The sequence below is a fragment of the Sandaracinobacteroides saxicola genome (assembly GCF_014117445.1).
GTDB classification, from domain to species: domain Bacteria; phylum Pseudomonadota; class Alphaproteobacteria; order Sphingomonadales; family Sphingomonadaceae; genus Sandaracinobacteroides_A; species Sandaracinobacteroides_A saxicola.
This window is the reverse complement of sequence record NZ_CP059851.1, coordinates 2408598-2429558: the sequence shown is the minus strand read 5'-3', so window position 1 is coordinate 2429558 and position 20961 is coordinate 2408598. Positions and strand designations below refer to the sequence as shown.

20 protein-coding genes and 2 tRNA genes are annotated in these 20961 nt (G+C 67.9%); 8 read left to right on the top strand and 14 right to left on the bottom strand.

Annotation, left to right across the window (positions count from 1 at the left end; translation table 11 throughout):
* Window positions 1–178: 178 nt before the first annotated feature.
* The 3 genes from H3309_RS12255 to H3309_RS12245 form a co-directional block, all read right to left on the bottom strand.
* On the bottom strand, window positions 179–1702 hold the full coding sequence (locus H3309_RS12255) for a S10 family peptidase (RefSeq protein WP_182294978.1): 1524 nt from the start codon (window positions 1700–1702) through the stop codon (window positions 179–181).
* A 41-nt stretch (window positions 1703–1743) separates the two neighbouring features.
* Window positions 1744–2748 carry a DUF3011 domain-containing protein gene (locus tag H3309_RS12250; protein WP_182294977.1) on the bottom strand — a complete coding sequence of 335 codons (1005 nt, stop codon included), beginning with the start codon at window positions 2746–2748 and terminating at the stop codon, window positions 1744–1746.
* A 65-nt stretch (window positions 2749–2813) separates the two neighbouring features.
* Window positions 2814–3773: an L-threonylcarbamoyladenylate synthase gene (locus H3309_RS12245; protein ID WP_182294976.1), complete on the bottom strand. Its 960-nt coding sequence runs from the start codon at window positions 3771–3773 to the stop codon at window positions 2814–2816.
* Between the two features lie 44 nt (window positions 3774–3817).
* On the opposite strand from H3309_RS12245, the gene H3309_RS12240 reads away from it, so the two are divergent.
* The 6 genes from H3309_RS12240 (at window position 3818) to H3309_RS12215 (ending at window position 10630) form a co-directional block, all read left to right on the top strand.
* A complete protein-coding gene (locus H3309_RS12240; protein ID WP_182294975.1) occupies window positions 3818–5587 on the top strand; it encodes an acyl-CoA dehydrogenase in 1770 nt (589 codons plus the stop codon).
* Between the two features lie 219 nt (window positions 5588–5806).
* Window positions 5807–6403, top strand: coding sequence for a PEPxxWA-CTERM sorting domain-containing protein (locus H3309_RS12235; protein WP_182294974.1), 597 nt, complete (start codon window positions 5807–5809; stop codon window positions 6401–6403).
* Window positions 6404–6506: 103 nt separating this feature from the next.
* Window positions 6507–8933: an ATP-dependent helicase HrpB gene (gene hrpB, locus H3309_RS12230; protein ID WP_182294973.1), complete on the top strand. Its 2427-nt coding sequence runs from the start codon at window positions 6507–6509 to the stop codon at window positions 8931–8933.
* Between the two features lie 41 nt (window positions 8934–8974).
* On the top strand, window positions 8975–10198 hold the full coding sequence (locus tag H3309_RS12225; RefSeq protein ID WP_243453719.1) for a M48 family metalloprotease: 1224 nt from the start codon (window positions 8975–8977) through the stop codon (window positions 10196–10198).
* Window positions 10199–10208: 10 nt separating this feature from the next.
* Window positions 10209–10490 carry an ETC complex I subunit gene (locus tag H3309_RS12220; protein ID WP_182294972.1) on the top strand — a complete coding sequence of 94 codons (282 nt, stop codon included), beginning with the start codon at window positions 10209–10211 and terminating at the stop codon, window positions 10488–10490.
* Between the two features lie 63 nt (window positions 10491–10553).
* A tRNA-Arg gene (locus H3309_RS12215) sits at window positions 10554–10630 on the top strand.
* 208 nt (window positions 10631–10838) lie between these two features.
* Here the strand turns inward: H3309_RS12215 and tmk are convergent.
* The 4 genes from tmk to H3309_RS12195 are packed head-to-tail and all read right to left on the bottom strand — an operon-like array spanning window position 10839 to window position 14304.
* A complete protein-coding gene (gene tmk / locus H3309_RS12210; RefSeq protein WP_182294971.1) occupies window positions 10839–11450 on the bottom strand; it encodes a dTMP kinase in 612 nt (203 codons plus the stop codon).
* Window positions 11447–12262 (bottom strand): septal ring lytic transglycosylase RlpA family protein, encoded by an 816-nt coding sequence (locus H3309_RS12205; RefSeq protein WP_243453718.1) that lies wholly within the window; start codon window positions 12260–12262, stop codon window positions 11447–11449. The genes tmk and H3309_RS12205 overlap by 4 nt, the downstream gene beginning before the upstream one ends.
* On the bottom strand, window positions 12240–13337 hold the full coding sequence (locus tag H3309_RS12200; protein WP_182294969.1) for a lytic murein transglycosylase: 1098 nt from the start codon (window positions 13335–13337) through the stop codon (window positions 12240–12242). Before H3309_RS12200 ends, H3309_RS12205 begins: the two co-directional genes overlap by 23 nt.
* Window positions 13338–13377: 40 nt before the next feature.
* On the bottom strand, window positions 13378–14304 hold the full coding sequence (locus H3309_RS12195; protein ID WP_182294968.1) for a Coq4 family protein: 927 nt from the start codon (window positions 14302–14304) through the stop codon (window positions 13378–13380).
* A gap of 97 nt (window positions 14305–14401) precedes the next feature.
* Between H3309_RS12195 and H3309_RS12190 the strand changes: the two genes are divergently transcribed.
* Together H3309_RS12190 and H3309_RS12185 are read left to right on the top strand one after the other, a co-directional pair.
* Window positions 14402–15808: an MFS transporter gene (locus H3309_RS12190; protein ID WP_182294967.1), complete on the top strand. Its 1407-nt coding sequence runs from the start codon at window positions 14402–14404 to the stop codon at window positions 15806–15808.
* A gap of 53 nt (window positions 15809–15861) precedes the next feature.
* Window positions 15862–15952 (top strand) — tRNA-Ser (locus H3309_RS12185).
* A gap of 297 nt (window positions 15953–16249) precedes the next feature.
* Here the strand turns inward: H3309_RS12185 and H3309_RS12180 are convergent.
* The 7 genes from H3309_RS12180 to H3309_RS12150 form a co-directional block, all read right to left on the bottom strand.
* On the bottom strand, window positions 16250–16741 hold the full coding sequence (locus H3309_RS12180; RefSeq protein ID WP_182294966.1) for a winged helix DNA-binding protein: 492 nt from the start codon (window positions 16739–16741) through the stop codon (window positions 16250–16252).
* Window positions 16681–17097, bottom strand: a complete 417-nt coding sequence (locus H3309_RS12175; RefSeq protein WP_182294965.1) for a hypothetical protein — start codon at window positions 17095–17097, stop codon at window positions 16681–16683. The genes H3309_RS12180 and H3309_RS12175 overlap by 61 nt, the downstream gene beginning before the upstream one ends.
* Window positions 17098–17282: 185 nt before the next feature.
* On the bottom strand, window positions 17283–17762 hold the full coding sequence (locus tag H3309_RS12170) for a helix-turn-helix domain-containing protein (RefSeq protein WP_182294964.1): 480 nt from the start codon (window positions 17760–17762) through the stop codon (window positions 17283–17285).
* A gap of 123 nt (window positions 17763–17885) precedes the next feature.
* On the bottom strand, window positions 17886–18671 hold the full coding sequence (locus H3309_RS12165; RefSeq protein ID WP_182294963.1) for an alpha/beta hydrolase: 786 nt from the start codon (window positions 18669–18671) through the stop codon (window positions 17886–17888).
* A gap of 23 nt (window positions 18672–18694) precedes the next feature.
* Complete coding sequence (locus H3309_RS12160; protein WP_182294962.1) at window positions 18695–19165, bottom strand: DUF6932 family protein; 471 nt, start codon at window positions 19163–19165, stop codon at window positions 18695–18697.
* On the bottom strand, window positions 19162–19773 hold the full coding sequence (locus tag H3309_RS12155; protein WP_182294961.1) for a DUF6932 family protein: 612 nt from the start codon (window positions 19771–19773) through the stop codon (window positions 19162–19164). Before H3309_RS12155 ends, H3309_RS12160 begins: the two co-directional genes overlap by 4 nt.
* Window positions 19766–20944 carry a beta-ketoacyl-[acyl-carrier-protein] synthase family protein gene (locus H3309_RS12150; RefSeq protein WP_243453717.1) on the bottom strand — a complete coding sequence of 393 codons (1179 nt, stop codon included), beginning with the start codon at window positions 20942–20944 and terminating at the stop codon, window positions 19766–19768. Before H3309_RS12150 ends, H3309_RS12155 begins: the two co-directional genes overlap by 8 nt.
* Window positions 20945–20961: the final 17 nt, after the last annotated feature.

The following is a 20961-nucleotide window of genomic DNA, read 5'->3' as shown; positions in this document are numbered from 1 at the left end:
TGCCAGAGCGGCCTGCGAAACGTCCGATGCGCGCATCAAATCATCCTTTATACGGAACCCGGCGCCACCCCGCGCCATCGCCCCGGCTTAAATCGGTGACAGGCGCGGTCAACCGCCGGCGACATGGTGCGGCGCGGAATCCACTGCTCTGTTGCAGAAAGATGACGGTTTGTGACAGTCAGCGCCCGGTGGCGGCCACCTGTCGCCGGATGAAGCCACGGACGTCGGTGCTGAGTTTGGCGAGGTCCGCCTCGCGCACATACATCATGTGGCCGGCGTCATAGTAATGATATTCGACGCGGCCGGCGGGGATGCCGGTGCGGCTGAGCGCATATTCGGCGCCGAAGAAAGGCGTGGCATGGTCATACCAGCCTTGCGCCACGAACACCCGGAGGCCGCTGTTCTCACGCAGCGCGCGGCCGATGTAGGGTGTGACATTCATGTAAAAGGCATTGTCTCCGTTGCGCCCGCCGCGCGCGCCCAGCCGCCAATCCCAATCGCTGACGCCACCGATCGTCGAATATTCGCGTTCAGGGTTGAATTTCAGCGGCCCGCGCATCCAGGCGTTGATGGCGGCGGTGTAACCGGCGTCGATGCCGTAGAAGCTGGGGTCATTGTCCGGCTCCTCCCCGGCGCGGTCGAAATCGATGCCGATATAGCGGCCATCGAGGCGTCCGATGGTCAGGCCGCGTTCGCGCAGCAGCTCCTTGTAGAAGCGACCGGGCAGGACGCGGAGGTCGGCCTTGTCCAGATAGGCTTCGCTGAGGCCGGTCAACTCGGCAAGGCGTTTGCGCACGGTGGCGCGTTCGTCCGCCGGCAGGGCGTTGCCCTTGGCCAGGGCCGACAGATAGGGCCCCGCCGCGAAGGCGCGGGCTGCGGCAGCGGCGTCGACCACGGTGGCAAAGCCGGGGGCGGGCAGCGCTTTGTGATACCAGGCGGCGGTGGTGTAGTTGGGCAGGTTGACGACAAAGGCCATCTCATTCCCCGGAACCTCGGCTTGCAGGCCGAAATCGAGGATGGTGGAAATCAGGATGATGCCGTTGACGCTGACATCGTTGAAGCTGCCTTCCAGCTCGTTGATGACCGCGGCGCTGCGGGTGGTGCCATAGCTTTCGCCGCCGATGAACTTCGGCGCGTTCCAGCGGCCGTTTTCGCGCAGCCAGGCGCGGATGAAGGTGGCGACCGATTTTGCATCCTGCGTGACGCCCCAATAATCCTTCGGGTCGCCTTTCCCGACGACCCGGCTGAAGCCTGTGCCGACGGGATCGATGAAGACGATGTCGGTGACATCGAGCAGGCTGTGCGGATTGTCGACCAGCGGGAAGGGCGGCGCGCCATCGTCGCGGGCGTCGCCGGGGATGACCACGCGCTTTGGCCCGAAGGCGCCCATGTGCAGCCAGACGCTGCCCGATCCGGGTCCGCCGTTCCACAGGAAGGTGACCGGGCGGTTGGGACCGCCGCCGTCGCGCACATAGGCGGTGGAGACGATTGTCGCGACCGCTTTGCCCTCCCTGTCCTTCAGCACTGTTTCGCCGGCGGTGGCGGTGAAGCTGATGGTCTGGCCGCCGAAGACGCCCTGGTGCCGGGTGACGGAAACGATCGGCGCGGCCACAGCGACGTCGGCCGGGGTGTCCTTGGGCTTGTCCTGTGCCTGAAGCGGCAGGGCGAGCGACAGGGCAGCGGCGAGCAGGGCATGTCTCATGGGCGCGATTATTGCCACGCCGCGCGCGCCGCGCAACCGGCTCAGCGGAAGTCGAGCGAGGTGATGCCCTGCGGCCCGGTGCGACACAGGAGTTCCACGGGTTTCACGGATCGGTCATAGGTGATGCTGGCATAGGCGGTCATGGTCCAGCCGTCGCGTTCCGGGGCGATGCGGCTGACATTGTCCAGCCGCAGGCGGCTGCCGCCCGTCTGCCCGACCTGGCGCGCGGCTTCGGAGAGGCAATAGTTGGCGACCTCGCGTTCGGGCGAGGGAATGGCGCTGGTGTCGGCGACGAGCTCGGCGGTGCGGTCCTGCAGCCGCTCGACCGGTCGGTTGTTGGCGGCGAGGATGGCGATCAGGCCGGCGGCGATGATGGTGCCGCCGATGATGACGCCAGCGTCCGAGCCGCTGTTGTCGAAGCCGTAGCGGCCATAGCCATAGGCGAAGCGGGCGCGGCAGCCATTGTCCACCCAGATGTGGCTGCGGGTGAACCCCCAGCTGCGGCCACGGATGCAGGACTGGCTGCTGTATTGCCGGGCAAGGACGACGCGGTTGTCGGTATAGACGCCGCAGCGTTCGTAGCGGCCATTGCGGCTGGAACAGTCGCGGTGACCGGCAAAGCCGTTGCCGCCCCAATAGCCGCTGCCGCCGGGGCGATTGTTCTGCCAGCCGGAGCCGCCGGGCGGCGGCAGGATGATCGGCGGGCGCGGATAGACCGGCGGACGGGGCGGTATGACAACCACGGGCGGGCGGGGCGGATAAACGGGTGGGCGCGACGGCAGCGTGGCGATGGGCGGGCGGGCGGGGCCGGAGGGCGGACGCGGCTTCACCACCGGCCGTTCGGGAAGCGGGCGCTCGATGGCGGGAGGGCGCGGGCGCTCCGGGCGCTGCGGGCGTTCGGGGCGGGGCGGCAGGGCGGGGCGGGTCGCAGGGGCCGGGCGCGCGGCGGGGGCGGTACGGTCGGTCGGCGCCGTTTGCTGCGCGATGGCGGAGACCGGCATGGTAAGCGCCAAGGCCAGCGTGACGACCCGATTCCCCAGCTGCATGGCGAGTCTCCCCGATTTTTCTCGAGTTTATGCCGATTGTTGTCGTTCGTGCAAGGCGGTTCCGCTCAGCGATGCGCGGCACGGCGCAGGCGGTCGTTGATTGCCAGCCCCAGGCCCGTTTCCGGGATGGGCGCGACGGCAATCGCGGCGTGCGGGCCGGCGTCCGCCCGGTGCAGCGCGTCGAACAGGCGGGCGGCGGCCCCGGTCAGGTCGGCGGTGGGGGAGAGATTGTCGTCGCCGGCGATGGCGCCGAAACCCAGGTGCCACTCGCTGGCGTCGGCGGCGGCGGCGTTGAGGCGCAGGGGCTTGGCGGGGGCATAGTGGCTGTCGGTCATGCCAGGGGCGATGACGGCGTCGTTCGTCGCCGGGGCGGCGAGGTTCGGGAGATGCGCGCGCAGGGCCTCCAGCGGAATGGCGCCGGGTCGCAGCAGGCGGGGCGTTTCGCCGGTGAGCGAGACGATGCTGCTTTCGAGGCCGAGCGCGCAGGGACCGGCATCGAGGATGAGGGGGATGCGGCCGGCGAGGCTGGTGGCGACATGCGCGGCGCGGGTGGGTGACAGGCGGCCGCTGGTGTTGGCGCTGGGGGCGGCCACGCCACGGCCAAGCCCGCGGACCACGGCCTGCATGACCGGATGGGCGGGGATGCGCAGCGCGATGCTGGGGAGGCCGGCGGTGACGAGCGAAGCGGCCGGCGCCCGTTCGCGCAGCGGCAGCACCAGCGTCAGCCCGCCGGGCCAGAAGGCGGTTGCGAGCGCGCGGGCGCGGCTGTCGAAGCTGGCATAGCATTCCGCCATGGCGAGGTCGGCGACATGGACGATCAACGGGTTGAACGCGGGGCGGCCCTTCGCGGCATAGACGCGGGCGACGGCCGCGCCATTGGCGGCGTCGGCGGCGAGGCCATAGACGGTCTCGGTGGGCAGCGCGACGGTGCCGCCGGCCGCCAGCAGCGCCACGGCGGCGGCGATGCCATCGGCGTCGGCGGGCCGCGTCACCGTGTCAAAAGGGGCGGTTTGTTCCGGCTGCATCGGCTCGCTATAGCCGCGGCAACCGGAATCGACAGGGATTTTGCATGACCTATACCGCCCCGCTTCGTGAGCAGATGTTCGTTCTGGAAACGGTGGCCGACCTGCCCGGGATTGCCGCGCTGCCCGGCTTTGAGGGCGCGACGCCGGACCTGGTGGGCGCGGTGCTGGCGGAAAGCGCGCGGCTGATGGCGGGTGAATTCGCGCCGCTGAACAGCGTGGGGGACAAGGTCGGCGCGCGCGCGGTCGATGGCGTGGTCACGATGCCGGAGGGGTTCCGCGACGCCTATGCCAGCTGGATCGCCGGCGGCTGGGCCGGGCTGAACGCGGCGCCGGCGCATGGCGGGCAGGGGCTGCCGTTTGTGCTGTCGTGCGCGGTGATGGAGCAGCTGATGAGCGCCAACATGGCATTCAGCCTGTGCATGATGCTGTCCGCCGGCGCGATCGAGGCGTTGCAGGCGCACGCCAGCCCGGAGCAGCAGCGGCTCTATCTGGAAAAGCTGGTGAGCGGCGAATGGACCGGCACCATGAACCTGACCGAGCCGCAGGCGGGCAGCGACGTGGGCGCGCTGCGCACGCTGGCGGTGCCGCATGCCGACGGCAGCTGGCGCATCAAGGGCCAGAAAATCTACATCACCTGGGGCGAGCATGACCTGGCCGACAATATCATCCACCTGGTGCTGGCACGCACGCCCGACGCGCCGCCGGGGACGAAGGGCATCAGCCTGTTCATCGTGCCGAAGTTTCTGGTGAACGCCGACGGCTCGCTGGGGGCGCGCAACGATGTGCGGGCGATCGCCACCGAACACAAGCTGGGTATCCACGCATCGCCCACCTGCACCATGAGCTTTGGCGACCGGGACGATTGCGTCGGGTTCATGGTGGGGGCGGAGGGCGGCGGCATGCGCGCCATGTTCACCATGATGAACCATGCCCGGATCAATGTGGGGTTGCAGGGACTGGCGGTGGCGGAGCGCGCCTATCAGCATGCGCTGGATTACGCCCGCACCCGCGTGCAGTCGGCGAAGTTCGGCGGCGGGCGGGCGCCGGTGCGGATCATCGAGCATGCCGATGTGCGCCGCATGCTGATGACGATGAAGGCCAACATCGAGGCGGCGCGCGCGATCACCTATCTGACCGCGGCATCGGTGGACCGCGGCCATGCCGGGGATGCGGAGGCGGCGCGCCTGGCCGATCTCTTGACCCCGGTGACGAAGGCGTTCGCGACCGATGTGGGCGTGGAAATGACCAGCCTGGCCGTGCAGGTGTTCGGCGGCATGGGCTATGTCGAGGAGACGGGGGCGGCGCAGCATCTGCGCGATGCGCGGATCGCGCCCATTTATGAGGGGACGAACGGCATCCAGGCGCTCGACCTGGTGGGCCGGAAGCTGGGGCAGGGGCGGTGGCAGGGGCTGTTCGCCGACATCCGCGCGGATCTTGCCGGGTTGCCGAAAGGTGGCGACCTGGGGGCGATGGCGCCCTATCTCGACGATGCGCTGGCGGCGCTGCAGACCGCAACGGTGTGGATGAGCGGCAATGACGGTGCCGCGCTGGAGGACACGGCGGCCGCGGCGACCCCCTATCTCAGGATGTTCGCGCTGACCGTCGGCGGCTGGTTGCTGATCCGGCAGGCGGCGGCTGCCAGTGGGCAGCTGGCGGCGGCCCAGGGTGATCCCGACTTCCTGCGGGCCAAGGTTGCGACGGCGCGTTTCTTTGCCGAACAACTGCTGCCGGCGGCGCCCGCCCTGCTGGGGCCGATCACGCGCGGCGCGCTGTCGCTTTACGCCGTGCCGGAAGAGCAGCTTCTTGCTCGATAAATATCTGATAAAGTTGCGGTTTAATCGGTGTTAACCGTAGTGGGATTTTATTGTCGGCATCGTTTACGTCGCATTCATCTTCCTCAGCATCAACCCTTTGAATAGTCGCGCCAAACTGCTTGGCATGATGATTGCATGACGGTGGATGCGGGCTGTCGGAGCCCGGGTATCGGAGGAATGCGTAACATGAAGACACTTGCCCTTATCGCGGCTGCTGCAATGCTGCCCCTGACGGCCGCACAGGCGGTCACCTTCATCACGGCGGCGGGTGCGCCCGACCCCGGCCCGGCGATGGGCCAGACCATCGTCGTCGATTTCGATAACCCCAATGCGCCGGGCTACAGCTTCACCGGTGGCCTCGCCATCACCTCCGGCACCACCGGCAGCGCGGCCGCACCGGCCGGCGACATGACCAGCTATGGCTATGTCTCCAGCGCGCTGACGCCGAACAGCGCCACGCTGAGCACGCCCAACCTGCGGTCGATCAGCTTCTATTGGGGCTCGATCGACACCTACAACAGCCTCGACGTGCTGGGTGCGGGTGGCGTCACGCTGCTGACCATCACCGGCAGCATGCTGCCGCCGGCCAATGGCGACCAGGGCGCCGGCATCACCAACCGCCGCGTGTTCATCACGGCCGGCGCGGGCGAAGTGATCACCGGTCTGACGTTCACCTCAACCGGCGTGGCCTATGAGTTCGACGACATTGCCGCCTCGGCGGTGCCCGAACCCGCCACCTGGGCGATGCTGATCGCCGGCTTCGGCATGGTCGGCTTTGCCTCACGTCGCCGCAAGGTTACGCGCGTCCTGAACTGATTGTCGAAACAGCGTCGGCAAGCACAGGCCCCCGCCGGTTGGGACACCGGCGGGGGTCTTTGTGTCGGTTGACGCGGTTCGGTCACCACGGCATCGCGGCCCGATGCTCCCCGTGGTCGAAGCCCTGCCCGCGCTGCGGTCCGCGCTGGCAACCGGCCCCAACGCGGTCCTGATCGCGCCGCCGGGCGCCGGCAAGACCACATGGGTGGCGCCGGCGCTGCTGGAGTCGGCGTGGCTGGCCGGTCGTTCCATCCTGTTGCTGCTGCCCCGCCGCCTGGCGGCGCGGGCGGCGGCGGAGCGGATGGCGGCGCTCGCCGGGGAGGCCGTGGGCGCGACCTTCGGCTATCGCACCCGGCTGGAAAGCCGGGTGTCGGCGGCGACCCGGGTGGAATGCCTGACCGAAGGCGTGTTCAGCAACCGCATCATCGCCGATCCGGAACTGGCGGGGGTGGGGCTGGTGATCTTCGACGAGGTGCATGAGCGCAACCTGGAAGGCGACCTGGGGCTGGCGCTGGCGCTGGACGCGCAAGCCGGGTTTCGCCCCGACCTGCGGCTGCTGGCGATGAGCGCGACGCTGGACGGCGCCCGCTTTGCCGCGCTGATGGCGGATGCGCCGGTGATCGAGAGCGCGGGCCGCGGCTTTGCCGTGGCGTTGCGGCATATCGGCCGCAATCCGGCGGAGCGGCTGGAGGAGGCCATGGCGAAGGCGATCCGCGGCGCGATGGTGGAGGAAACCGGCGACTGCCTGGCTTTCCTGCCAGGCGTTGCGGAGATCGAGCGGACGGCGGAGCGGCTGGCGCTGCCCGATGGCGTGGCGGTGCACCGGCTGCACGGGCAGGCCGATCCGGCCGCCCAGCGCGCCGCGCTGGCACCGGCGGTGCCGGGCACGCGCAAGCTGATCCTGGCAACGTCGATTGCCGAAACCTCGCTGACGATCGATGGCGTGCGCATCGTGGTGGACAGCGGCCTGTCGCGGCGGCCGCGCTATGACCGGGCCGCCGGGCTGACACGCCTGTCGACCGAGCGGGCGAGCCAGGCGGCGGTGACGCAGCGCGCCGGGCGGGCGGGGCGGACGGCGCCGGGGGTGGCCTATCGGCTGTGGGAGGCAGCGGAGACGGCCGGCCGGCCGGCGTTCGAGCCGCCGGAAATCCTGGAGGCCGACCTGTCGTCGCTGCTGCTCGATCTGGCGGCGTGGGGGGTGCGCGATCCGGCGGCGTTGCGCTGGCTGGATGCGCCACCGGCGGCGGCGGTCGCAGAAGCGCGGGAGCGATTGCTGGCGCTGGGCGCGATCGACGGCGATGGCCGGCTGACCCTGCACGGCAAGGCCCTGTCGCGGCTGCCGCTGCCGCCACGGCTGGCGCACATGCTGCTGCGGGCGACGGACAGGGACAGGGCGGCGCGCATCGCACTGTTGCTGGGCGAGCGCGGGCTGGGCGGCGGGAGCAGTGACCTTGATGAGCGGCTGCGGCTGTTCGAGCGCGACCGGTCCCCGCGCGCAACCTCGGCGCGGCGGCTGGCGGAGGGCTGGGCCCGGTTGGCGGGCGGCGGGGAGGGCGTGCAGGACACGGCCACGATCCTGGCCGGGGCCTTTCCCGACCGGGTGGCACGGCGGCGCCGCAAGCCGGGGGCGTCCGATGCCACGGCGGACTATCTGATGGCGAATGGCCGTGGGGTATCGTTGGAGGCATCGGACGCGCTGGCGGGCCACGAATGGCTGGTGGTGGCGGATGCGACGGGCGCGGGGGCAAATGCCCGCGTGCGGCTGGCAGCGGCGATGGGAGAGACGGAGGCCGTGGCCTGGGTGGCGGCGCATGGCGAGACGCGCGACCGGTTGCACTATGATGCGGCGAATGATGAGGTGGTGGCGGAGCGCGGCACGCGGCTGGGGGCGATCACCACGGCGCGACGGCCGCTCGCCGCGCCTGATCCGGCGGCGGTGCCGGCGCTGCTGCTGGAGGCGGTGCGGACGCATGGGCTGGCGCGGTTGCACTGGCCGGAAGGCGAGGTGATGCTGCGCGCGCGCATCGCCTTCGCGGCCGCCCAGGGCGTGGCGGGCCTGCCCGATGTCAGCGACGATGGCCTGCTGGCGCGGCTGGACGATTGGCTGGCGCCGCGCATCGGCGGAGCGCGTCGGCTGGCAGGCGTGCCGCTGGCGGGTGCCCTGCACGACCTGCTCGACTGGAGCACGCGCGAGGCGCTGGAGCGGGCGGCGCCGGCGCGGTTCGAGACGCCGGCGGGGTCGTCGCACGCGATTCGATATGGCGCCGATGGCGGCCCGACGGTGGAAGTGCGGGTGCAGGCGCTGTTCGGGCTGACGGTGCATCCGATGGCCGGCCGCGTGCCGCTGACGCTGGCCCTTACCTCTCCGGCAGGGCGGGTGATCCAGACGACGCGCGACCTGCCGGCCTTCTGGACGGGAAGCTGGGCGGAGGTGCGCAAGGAGCTGCGGGGCCGCTATCCGCGCCATCCCTGGCCGGAGGATCCGCGGGAAGCGCCGCCGACGCTGCGGGCGAAACCGCGCGGGACTTGACCGGTGCGGCACAGCGTGGAAGGTGTGCAGTCGAGCGGGGGATGCTCGATCGACAGGATGAGATGATGGCGTTCGACCCCGTGGCCGCGACCGATGTGATCATGAGTGCGCTGAGCGCCGAGCAGCTGGCGAAGGCGAAAGCCTATACCATCGGCAGCCATTGGCTGTTGTTGTGGAATTTCGTGGTGGGCGCGCTGGTGGCGGTGCTGGTGCTCCGCTGGGGCGTGCTGGTGCGGCTGCGGGCCCGGCTGGAACGGGGGCGACCGCGGCCCAACCTGGCGGCGTTCCTGGTGGGGGCGCTGTTCTTCCTGCTGAGCTGGCTGCTCAGCTTGCCCTGGTCGATCTGGGCGGATTGGAAGCGCGAGGTGGACTATGGCCGCAGCAGCCAGCCGCTGGCGGACTGGCTGGGGCAAGGTGCCTTGTCCATGGCGCTGTCGGTGCTGCTGGGCGGGCTGTTCTTCATGGGGCTTTATGCGCTGATCCGGCGGGCGCCGAAACGCTGGTGGATCTGGGGCAGCGGTTTTGCCGGCGTGGCGATCGCGGTGATGCTGCTGATCAGCCCGGTGCTGATCGAGCCGCTGTTCAACAAGTTCACGCCGCTGCCGGAGGGACCGGTGAAGGTGGCGCTTGAGGAGCTGAAGGCGAAGGCGGGCATTCCGGACGCGCGGCTGGTGATGTTCGACAGCAGCCGGCAGAGCAACAATTTTACGGCCAATGTCAGCGGGTTGGGCGGCAGCGCGCGGATCGCCATCGCCGACGTGGCGCTGAAATCGGCGACGCTGGCGGAGGTGCGCGGCGTGACCGGACATGAGATCGGCCATTACGTGCTGGGGCATGTGTGGCGCGCGGTGGTGATGCTGGTGGTGATCGCGGTGCTGGGGTTCTGGCTGGTGAACCGGCTGTTCGCGCCGGCGGCGCGGCTGATGGGGGCGCAGGGCGTGACGGGCATCGGCGACCCCGCCGGCCTGCCGGTGCTGTTGACGCTGCTGGCGCTCTACATGCTGCTGATGACGCCGGTGATGAACAGCAACACGCGCATCAGCGAGGCCGAGGCGGACAATTATTCGCTGAACCTGGCGCGCGAGCCGGACGGGCTGGCGACTGCGCTGGTGAAGACGGCGGACTATCGCTACCCCTATCCGAACCGCTTGCAGGAGATCATCTTCTACAGCCACCCGTCGGTGAGCTGGCGCGTGCGCAATGCGATGGCGTGGAAGGCGAAAGCTATGGATAAAGCCGTGGATTCGGGCGCCGCAAGCAAGTAGAGCGGCCGCCATGGCAGACGCACGCATCTTTCTTCAGGGCAAAATGGCGACGCAGAGCGGCAAGGCGCGGGCTGGTGTCTGGGTGCTGGAGCATGAGCCGCAGCAGGCGAAGCGGCCCGACCCGCTGATGGGCTGGGCCGGCAGCGGCGATACCGAGCAGCAGGTGCGGCTGACCTTTCCGAGTTGCCAGGCGGCGCAGGATTATGCGGCGCGCAACGGCTTGAGCGCCGTGGTCGTGCCGCCACCGGCGAAGGCGCTGATTTTGCAAAGCTATGCCGAGAATTTCAGATAGGGTGAGCGCATTCGAAAAAGTGTGAAGCGGTTTTTCGATAAAATGCGCGACAAGATAACGTCCGGCCCCGTAGCTCAGCTGGATAGAGCACCCGCCTTCTAAGCGGGATGTCGCAGGTTCGAGTCCTGCCGGGGTCGCCAAGGCCAAGGCGGCGGCAAATAGCGAAGCTATTTGCCGACTCGCCGCAGTGCCTGGCCGGCGTGCGGGCGGCGACGCCGACCGACACGTCCGACAGCGGGCTTTGCCCGCCTTTTTCTTTCTTCCTTTTTTCTTCTTTCTCTCTTGCTCCCCCGCCGCACGAGTTCGCGCGGCTTTGCCGCGCAGGGACCATGGTTCGAATGTCCGGTGCTACAGCCGCCACGCAACCGCCCCCCAAACCCGCTCCGCCACCGCCTCCTCATCGCCGCTCGCATCCACCCGCATCACGCGGGCCGGCTCCGCCGCGGCCAACGCCGCGAACCCTGCCCGAACGCGTTCATGAAACGCCAGGCCCTTTGCCTCGAACCGCCCGCTGTCGCCACGTGTCGATGCACGGATCAAACCCTGTTTCACTGGTAAATCAAGCCAGAGCGTCAAATCCGGCCACAGATTGCCCGTTGCATATTTATGCAATTGGCGCAGCGCGGAGAGGTCGCCCGCCTGCCCCTGATACACCAGCGTCGAATCGACATAACGGTCGCACAGCACCACCTGTCCCGCAGCCAGCGCCGGGCGGATGACGCGGGTGACATGGTCGGCGCGGGCGGCGTTCATCAGCAGTGCCTCGGTGATGGCGTCCCAGCGGTCCGCTGTTCCACTGACCAGCAGCGCGCGGATCGCCTCGGCGCCCGGCGTGCCGCCGGGTTCGCGGGTTTCGGTGACCGCGCGGCCGGCGGCGCGCAACCGTGCTGCCAGCCGTGCGATCTGGGTGGATTTGCCCGCGCCCTCGCCGCCCTCGAAGCTGATGAACTTGCCCGTCACGGCTTGACGATCCGCGCGTCGGGATAGCCGGCGGCCTGCACTTCGCCGAGCGCATCCGCCGCATCCGATGCGCTGGCATAGGGGCCGAGCCGGACGCGCCACAGGCCGGACGGGGTCTGCGAGGTGGCGGCGGTGCCGAAGGGCGCGAGATAGGCGGCCAGCCAGCTGGCGCGGCCGGCGTCCTGCAGCGCCGCGACCTGGATGAACAGGCCGGCGGTGGCGGCTGTGGCGGGCGGCGAGGCGGGCAGCGGCGTGGCCACCACCGGCGGCACCGGAGCCGCCACGACCGGCGGCGGCGCGGCAATGACCGGCGCGGGCGGGGCAGGCGGCGTGAAGGCGGCGCTTTCCGGGGGGAACACACGGCGCACGCGCACCTTCGCCAGGCCGACCTTGTCGACGCCGAGCAGCTGCGCGGAGCGGCGGGACAGGTCGATGATGCGACCGTCGACGAACGGCCCGCGGTCGTTGACGCGCACCGTCAGCACCCGGCCATTGTCGAGGTTGGTCACCTCCACCCAGCTGGGCATCGGCAGCGTCTTGTGCGCGGCGGTGACATCGTCCTGGTCATAGGTCTCGCCATTGGCGGTCAGCTTGGCGTGGAACCCCGGGCCGTACCAGCTGGCGATGCCGCGCGCGTCATAGCTGCGGTCGTCCGCGGGGACGTAGGTCTGGCCGAACACCACATACGGCGCGCCGATCTTCACGCCGGGTGGCGCCTTTGGCCCGGCGACGCGCGGTGTGTTGGTTGCGGGACGCGGCGTGCTGGCGCAGGCGGCGAGCGCCAGCAGGCTAAGGAGCAGGAGCGGGCGCAAGCGCGGCCTCCGGTGCGGCGATGGCGTCCGACAGGATGCCGGCGACCAGCGCATAGAAGTTGGAGCAGTTATACTCCATGATGACGCGGTAATTGCCGGTGGTGAGCCAGGCGTCGGTGCCGGGGCCGTCGGGTTCCACCAGCGTCATCAGCGTGTCGTCCGGCGGCAGGGGGGCGCCGACCGGCGTGACGCCCAGCGCGCGCCATTCCTTCACGCTGATCCAGCGGCTGTGGCGCGACATCGGGCGGACGCACTGGGTCGGCGCCACCAGATTGCGCACCCGCCAGCGTTCCAGCGCCGGCGGCACGCTGACCGCGACGCCCCAGCCCTGGCCACGGCGCCAGCCATGGCCGGCGAAATAGCGGGCGATGGAGGCGAGCGTGTCGGCCTCGTTGCCCCAGATGTCCGCCCGGCCGTCGCCGTCGCCATCGGCGGCCCAGGCGAGGTAGCTGCTGGGCAGGAATTGCGGCTGGCCGGTGGCGCCGGCCCAGCTGCCGCGAAAGGCTTCGCGGGCGATATGGCCCTCCCCCACCATGCGCACGGCGGCGTCGAGCTCGCCGGTGAACAGCGCGGCGCGCCGGCCCTCGAACGCCAGCGTCGCCAGCGCGCGCGGCAGGTCGAAACCGCCGGTGACCGCGCCATAGCTGCTTTCGGCCCCCCAGATGGCGACCAGCATCGAGCCTGGCACGCCGTAGCGGTTTTCAAGGCTGATCAGCAGCTGGCTGCGGTCCGCGGCGCGGTTGCGGCCGCCGTTGATGCGGTTGTCGTTGATCTGGCGGGCGCGATAGTTGGCGAATACCGAGCGGCTGTTGCTGTCGTCGGGCTGCGCCCGGTCGAGCTCGATGACGCGCGGGCTGAGGGTGAGGCCGGTGAGCGTCGCGTCCAGCCATTCCGCCTTCAGCCCGCGCGCCAGCGCGCCGGCACGATAGGTCGAGAGCCAGGCCTCGAAGCGCTGCTCGTCGGTGGGCGGTGCGACCTCGGCATTGTCGGCCGGCGGCGCTTCGGGCGGCGTGACCTCCTGCGCAAGGGCGGGCGACAGGGCGAACAGGCACAGGAACGGCAACAGGAAACGCATCGGCCACCCTTTGGCACAGAGCGGCGGCGGGAGGAAAGCCTTACGCCGCTTTCGCCTGCGCCTCCATCATGTCCATCATGCTGGCGGTCGGGCTGCTGAAGGGCGTGATGCCGATCTGGTCACGCAATGCGGCGATGGGTTCGCCCAGCCGCGCGTGCCAGGGGATGGTGAGGAGGTCGGGCGTGGCGCGGCCATGGCGCCAGCCGTCGAAGCTGACCTGCAACAGCAACTCGGCGATGGGGCCGAGGTGGAGCGCGGCGAGCGTGGCGACGGTCGCCAGGAAACGCGTGGAATAATTCTGCCCGAACTGCGCCATCTGGAAGCCGGAAATGGCGACTTCGCCGGCACCGGTGAAGCCATAGCCGGCGACCAGGTGCCAGACGTCATGCAGTTGCAGGATGCGGCGGTTGGTACGGTTCTGCGCCGGATAGTCGCCGGGCAGCACCACGGTGTCGGCGTCGATCACTTCCAGGTCATAGCCCTGGGCGCGCAGCATGGTGAGGAGGTCGGTGCCCAGGCTGTCCACCGGCCAGCCTTCGAGGTCGCTGGTTTTCATGCGGGTTTCGGGCGTGGCGATCAGAGCGCGGACATTGTCATGGTGCAGCAGCGCGCGTTCGCAGCGGTCGATCAGTTCGGTATCATAATGATTGCCGAGCGCCACGACGGCGACGGTGAAGGCGAGCGGATCGACATTGCCGGCGGGCGGCGCGCCGGCGATGTCCCAGAACCCCTGCCACAGGGCACGGGGCAGGGCGCGACCGTTCGTCAGCGGCGGCAGGGCCAGTGCCGCCAGCCGCTCGGGTTCGGGCAGCGGCATGACGGCGGCGAGCGCATCGAAAATGGCGGTCGACTGCTCCGGATCGACGAAGGCGGCGTGGGCCATCAGCGCCGCAGCGGTCAGGCCGAAGGGGGTGCCGGCGGGCACGACACCGCTTTCGACGGCGGTCTCGAAATGCTGTGGCTGCATGGCGCTCTCCCTCTGGCGGCAAAATAGGCCGGGGCTGGCGATACAACAAGTTGACTTGGGCGCCCGCGCTGCCAGCCTGTGGCAAAAGGGAGTGTGCATGGCGGGGCTGGGCAGCAGGCTGATCTATGGCGCCGGGGCGGGCGCGTTCGGCATCAAGGACAATGGCCTCAACTATCTCCTGCTGCTCTATTACAATCAGGTCCTCGGGCTGCCGGCGCAATGGGTGGGCGCGGCGCTGATGATCGCGCTGGTGATCGATGGCTTCGTCGACCCGATGATCGGCTATGCCTCTGACCGGACGCGCTCGCGCATCGGCCGGCGGCACCCGTGGATGTACGCCGCCGCCATCCCCGCGGCGCTGGCGTTTTTTGCGTTGTGGAACCCGCCGGCGCTGCATGATGCGGGGCTGTTCGCCTGGCTGATGGTGACCCTGGTGCTGCTGCGGATGCTGATGGCCGCCTATGAGATCCCCAGCACCTCGATGGCGGCGGAGCTGACCGGGGATTATGACCTGCGCACGCGCTATGTCGCCTGGCGCTTTTTCTTCGGCTGGGCGGCGGGGATCGCGGCGGGGTTCATCGCCTTCGCGCTGTTCCTACAACCCGCGGCCGGGGTGGAGGTGGGCGTGCTGAACGGTGAGGGGTATCGCCGCTATGGCGCGGCGGCGGCGGTGGCGATGCTGGCCTTCATGCTGGTGTCGGCGCTGGGCACGCAGCGGGCGATGGCGGGCATTCAGCCGCTGCCGGCGCCGCCGGGCCGCAGTTTTCGCCAGCGCTGGGGCGAGATCCGGGAGAGCTTCGACAACCCGGCGTTCCTGGCGGTGCTGTTCAGCGGTGTGTTCAGCCAGATGGCGAACGGGCTGGGCACGTCGCTCAACATCTATCTCAACAGTTTCCTCTGGGGGCTGACGTCGACGCAGATGAGCTTTCTGGTGCTGTCCAGCTTCGTGGGCTCGACGCTGGCGCTGCCGCTGTCGGGCATCCTGTCGGCGCGTACCGACAAGCGTTTCGGTGCGCTGGCATTGTTCGGCGCGGCGATCGCGGTGATTCCCATGCCTTATCTGGGCCGGCTGCTGGGGTTGATGCCGGACAATGGCACGCCGGCGCTGCTGACGACGCTGCTGCTGTTCACCGCGCTGACCGTGATGCTGATCGTGGCGGCGGCGATCCTGGGAACGTCGATGCTGACCGACAGCATCGATGTGAACACGGCGGCGACCGGCCGTCGGGCGGAGGGGCTGTATTTCAGCGCCAACCTGTTCGTGCAGAAATGCGTGACTGGATTGGGGGTGTTCATGTCGGGCATGTTGCTGGCGGCGGTGGGTTTCCCCGAAGGCGCGAAGCCGGGGGAGGTGCCGACCGCGACGGTTCACGCGCTGGTCTATGGCTTTCTGGGGCTGACGGTGGTGATGCTGCTGGCGTCGATCTGGTGCCTTTCACGCTATCGCCTGACCCGTGAAAGCCATGCCGCGCTGCGCGCGCGGATCGCCGCGCGGGAGGGTTAGCGGCGAACGCCCCCCTTGCGCGACCGACGGCCTGTGCCTAGTCAGCGCCTGACGGAGCGGTGGCCGAGTGGTCGAAGGCGCACGCCTGGAAAGTGTGTATGGGTCAAAAGCTCATCGAGGGTTCGAATCCCTCCCGCTCCGCCAGTTTGGAACAAAGCTGGTGCCGGTGGTCGTTGTCCTACGCCCTGGTGCAATGGATCAGGGCGGTAGGGAGGGTGCGATTGCCCACCTGCTCCAGCGGCGTCCCCCGGGGTTGCGGGCCTTTGTGCGGGCTTGCACGGCATCCCGCTTGGCACGGTCGATCATCGGCGGCTCCGCGCCGGGAGTGACCGCCCCGCTTGTCACGTAGGCCATTACCCAAGGCGGACAAAAGAGTCACGGCGCTTCAGACCGAAACCGCTTGTCAAACATCAGCGCCAGGCATTCGCTTTGTTCCATCGTCTACTTCAACAGGGCATGAAGCGCCCGCCAGCCGCGTTCGGTAAGGGCGACAAGGGAGCGCCTTGCGTCCTCTTCGTCCGTGGTTTTCTCGATAAGGCCCGATTCGATGAGCCGGTCGATCCAGCGCACCGCGGTGGAGGTCGGTGTGCAAGCCGCCAGACAGAGGTTCTTGACCGGAGTCTTCTTTCCCTCGGCTGTCCGGATGAACAGATCGAGGAGCATGTCCCAGGCCGGTTCGCCGAACAGGTCGCCAAGCAGTTTTCCCCGTTGCCGACGCAGATTGTACAGGTGCCGGGCATGGTCGGCGAGCCGCCGCAGTTCCATATCCTGGCCCTCGCGGCCGGGAACAAGGCGTTGCACCTCGGCCTTGATCCGTTGCAGCGCCAGTTCGATGCTTTGCAGACCGGCAGCGGTGGCGGCACAGGAGATGTTCAGCGGCGGCGATCCCGAAGTGAACCCAAAATGATGAGCAACATGACAGGAATCATCCACAGGCTGTGAAACGGCGTATAGGGCTGGAGTGTTGCCCGGAGCTGGAGAAAGACGACGAGATGTTTTGTGACTGCGATCAAGAGGATGGAAGTTCCCCATAGTGGCCAGAACTTTCGTGATCTGAGCGCCAGATTGACAAAGGCCAGAAGCGCCAGCGTGTCGATGACAACAAGCGCGGCATTCACGGTGACTTCGGACAGGCGGTCGGATTGAAGAATGAGGATGGTGGGAATGCCCGCCGCCAGAAGGATAGCCGCACCAATCTTTTCGGTGCGACTGCCGAGGCGAAATGCCAACAGGCTGGTCAGCAACAGGCTCGCAAGCTGCAAACCATGGTAGAAGGTCTTGCCTGTCAACAAATCCCTGCATCTCCGGAAAGCGGATGCGATGTCCGGGTCGTGCCATTGTCATGTCCCCGAGGGCATGGCTTACCAATGGCATCCCGATATCCTGGGCGGGCGTTCGCGGAGCCGGTCTATCTATATGTCGATACTGGATCGGTCATTCTGTCACTCCCAATCAAGACCCCTATCGGAAGAATTCAAAGCCAGTGCTGTATTGACACGATCAGCGCAGTAACTCCACTCGTAAGGCCGCCAAGCAGCAATGCAATCGCCGCTGCAAGAACGAGAATCCACATAATTCTCTGGGCGGCGGTCATATTGTTTATTGGCGTTTTGACTGTCGATACTGGCAACGGCAACTGACTGAGGGCTTTTACTCCACCCGACTTGTTGTGGTTAATGAGAGATGTAGCGGGATTGGCAATGATTTTTGCTTCGTATGACTGTTCATATGAGGTGGATACATCACAATCCTTCACCATTGCTGCCGCTTGTTTGCGGCTGCTCGCTCCCAGCAGGCGCATCGCGATGCCGATCTCGACATTGATGGTGTGGTGTGAACCGCCGACGATCTGGCTGATCTGCTTTGACGTATATCCCTGTGCCACCAGTTGCAGATATGTCCTTTGGGTAGCGGTCAATAACGCGACCTTCACGGCGATGTCCGGCAGGCTCATGATCGCGCCCTACACCAGTCGGGCGCCCTGAACCAGCGGTGAACCCTATGTTAATTCAGGACAGTCGATGGCGCGTGGGGAACGAGGCGAAGCCTTGCATGCGCAGCGGCCATCTCACCGCCGCTATGGAAGTGTGGACGATGCTGGTTGTAGCAATGCCGTCCAGATCCTGTCCTGGATCTGGTCGAGCGTGATGTTGTGCGGCGCGTCGACCAGCCGCACCAAAAGAGCATTGTCGGCAGCCGCGGCGCGCAGCTTGCGCCCCTGTTCAAACGGCACGGTGGTATCCGCGGTGCCGTGCAGCAGGAAAAGCGGCACCTTGATCGTGCGGATTATCGCAGCGCTGTTGAATTGGTCGGGGATCATGCCGCGGATCAAGGCGGGTGCCATCGATCGCAATGACGAAAATGTGCCGAGTGTGACCACGCCGTCCACGGGCTGTGTGGCGGCGGTGTGCAGCGCGACGGCCCCCCCGAGCGAGAAGCCGAACAGGTAGATTTTGCGGGGCTCGGACTGTCGGGCGAGTTTCAGGAAGGCGGCGGCATCCCGGAACAGGCCTTTCTCGTCGGGCTCACCGGGGTTGTCCCCATATCCGCGATAAGAGGCCACGATGATTTCGGCGTCCGGCCGGCGCAGCGGTGCCGCCATCAGGGCGGCGGTGTAGCGGTTGCCGCCATTGCCGTGAAAGAAGACCAGGCTGACATGATTGCGGGTTTTCGCTGGCCAGCGGTAGCCGCGAAGAACCAGCCCGTCCTCGTTGGTTACGGTGACCGTTTCGGGTTCAGGGACAGACTGCCATTCCAGCCGGGCGGGCATTGGATCGGGTTTGAACACACGGTCGCGCATGACCGACGCGGAGCAGCCGGTGGTGGCAAGCGCGAGCAGGCAGGCGAGCGAAGCGGCCAGCACGAAGGTGCGAGGTGACGGGGTCTTCACGTCGGCATTCCAATCGTCACGAGAAAACTTGGCTGAGAATATCCCTTGTCACGCGATTGATAGAGCGTGTGGAAAAAGCAGGCCATGCGCACGAGCAGTTCGGGCCGCCCGTCCGCGGCGACGAAGCGCAGGTCCAGCCCGGAGCCGCGTTCCCGCAGAAGGGCGACCATGGAGTCGGTCATCACGCCGCTGGCGCCGAGGCGGTATCCGACAAGCGCATCAAGGTCGGCGGGTTCGTGTTGCGCGCGGACAAAGCCGCCACCGACCAGGAGGAAGAGCGGTTCGACCCCATGGTCTCGCAGCCTGCCGAGACGATCGGCAAGGGCCCGGAGCAGATGCCTGCGTGCCGGCGAGGTGGCAAAACGATCGGCAAATGTGCCAAAGTCCAGCATGTGCGGGCTGCTCTCAGCCAGGATCGGCGCATCGGCGGGCGACTGCAGATGGCAGGTGGGGGAGGTGTCGGTCACGAAGCGGCACCGCTGAACAGGGTTGAGGGTGTTTCAGGCGTCATTTTGGCCCGGTGATCGGTTTCACGCCGCGCGGATGGCAAGGGTGGCACGAGCAGCACCGTCCCCTTCACCAGCGACCGCGCGTCACGATCATAGGCAAACAGGTTCGAAAAGAAGATCGAGCGCTTGACGAGGATCATCGGATCGACATCGACCGGGCAAAAGCTGAGATCGAGACAGGCCGCCGATCGTGCCGCCGCGAGCCGCGTGAGGGCGGCCTTTGCCTGTGACAACCGGTCAGGATCGATGGCGTAGAATATCAGCGCGTCGATGTCGGCGGGGATGGCGGCGTCCCGCAGGAAACTCCCGCCGATCAGGGCAAGTCGCCATTCGACGCCCTGGGTGGCGAGCGCCGCCAGTTGCGCTTCCAGCGTGGCGATCATCGCGCGCCGGCGTTCATCGGTTCCCAGCAGCGCCGCAAAGCCAGGCAGGTCGACGACATAGGGGGCGCTGTTCAGCGGTGTTTCGGTGCGCAACCCGGTGCAGAAGGGCGGAAAGCCGAGCGATGCGGCGGTGGCGTTGATGTCGCCGCAGGCGAGGCGAAAGCGTTCGAGGGCCTCAGACATGGCACACCGCCAGTGAGGCGTTCAGACCACCGAAGGCGAAGCTGTTCGACAGCAGCGTCTTCACATGAGCCTGGCGCGCCGCGTTCGGCACGCAGTCAACGGCGCAGCCGGGATCGGCTTCGAGATGATTGGCGGTAGGCGGGATGATGCCGGTGCGCAGCGTCATGATGGCGACCGCCATTTCCAGCGCGCCCGATGCACCCAGCGCATGGCCGAGCACCGACTTGTTCGCCGTGACGGGAATGGCAGGCAGCCGATCGCCGAAGACGAGGCGCAGGGCATGGCTTTCGGTCTGGTCGTTGGCGTGTGTGCCCGTGCCATGGGCATTGACGTGATCGACCGCGGTGGCGGGTAGCCGGGCATCGGCGAGGGCGCTGTTCATCGCGCGCGCCATGCCATGCGCGTCGGGCGCGGTGATCGACGCGGCGTCGCAGCTCATGCCGAACCCGACGATCTCCGCCAGGATGTCGGCGCCTCTTGCCTGCGCGGTCTCGAATGCCTCCAGCACCAGGATCGCGGCGCCTTCCCCCAGGATCAGGCCGCGCCGGCCAAGCGAGAAAGGCCGGCACAGGTCATCGGACAGCACATGCAGCGCCTGCCACGCCTTGAGGCAGCCATAGGTCAGGCAGGCTTCGCTTCCCCCGGCGACGGCAACATCGACCATGCCATGACGGATGTCCCAGAATGCCTGTCCGATGGCGTGGGCGGCGGAGGCACAGGCGGAGCTGACCGCATAGACCCCGCCCTTTATCTGGAGGTCGAGCGCGACATGGCTGGCGACCGCGCTCAGCATGATCTTCGGAACCGTCATGGGATGCAGGCGGCTGGCACCCTGATCATAGACCTGGCGGGATGCGTGGTCGTGCGTGACTTCGCCGCCGGTCCCCGAACCGACGATGCAGCGGGTCCGTTCGGGGGCATGATCGGCAAGGGCAAGGCCGGACTGGGCGATTGCCTCTCTTGCGGCGATGACGGCATATTGGGCGACGGGATCCAGCGCGACGAGCTGGTTGCGTTCGAAATGCCCGGCAGGGTCGAAGCCGGCGATGGCGGCGACCGGTATGGCGGCCGTGCTGCGATCGCGTCCGGCCTGCGCGGGTGCCACCCGGCTGATGCCGTCGCGCACGGTTTCCCAGCTTTGCCCGGCGGTCAGCCCGCCGGCGCAGATCATGCCGATTCCCGTAACCG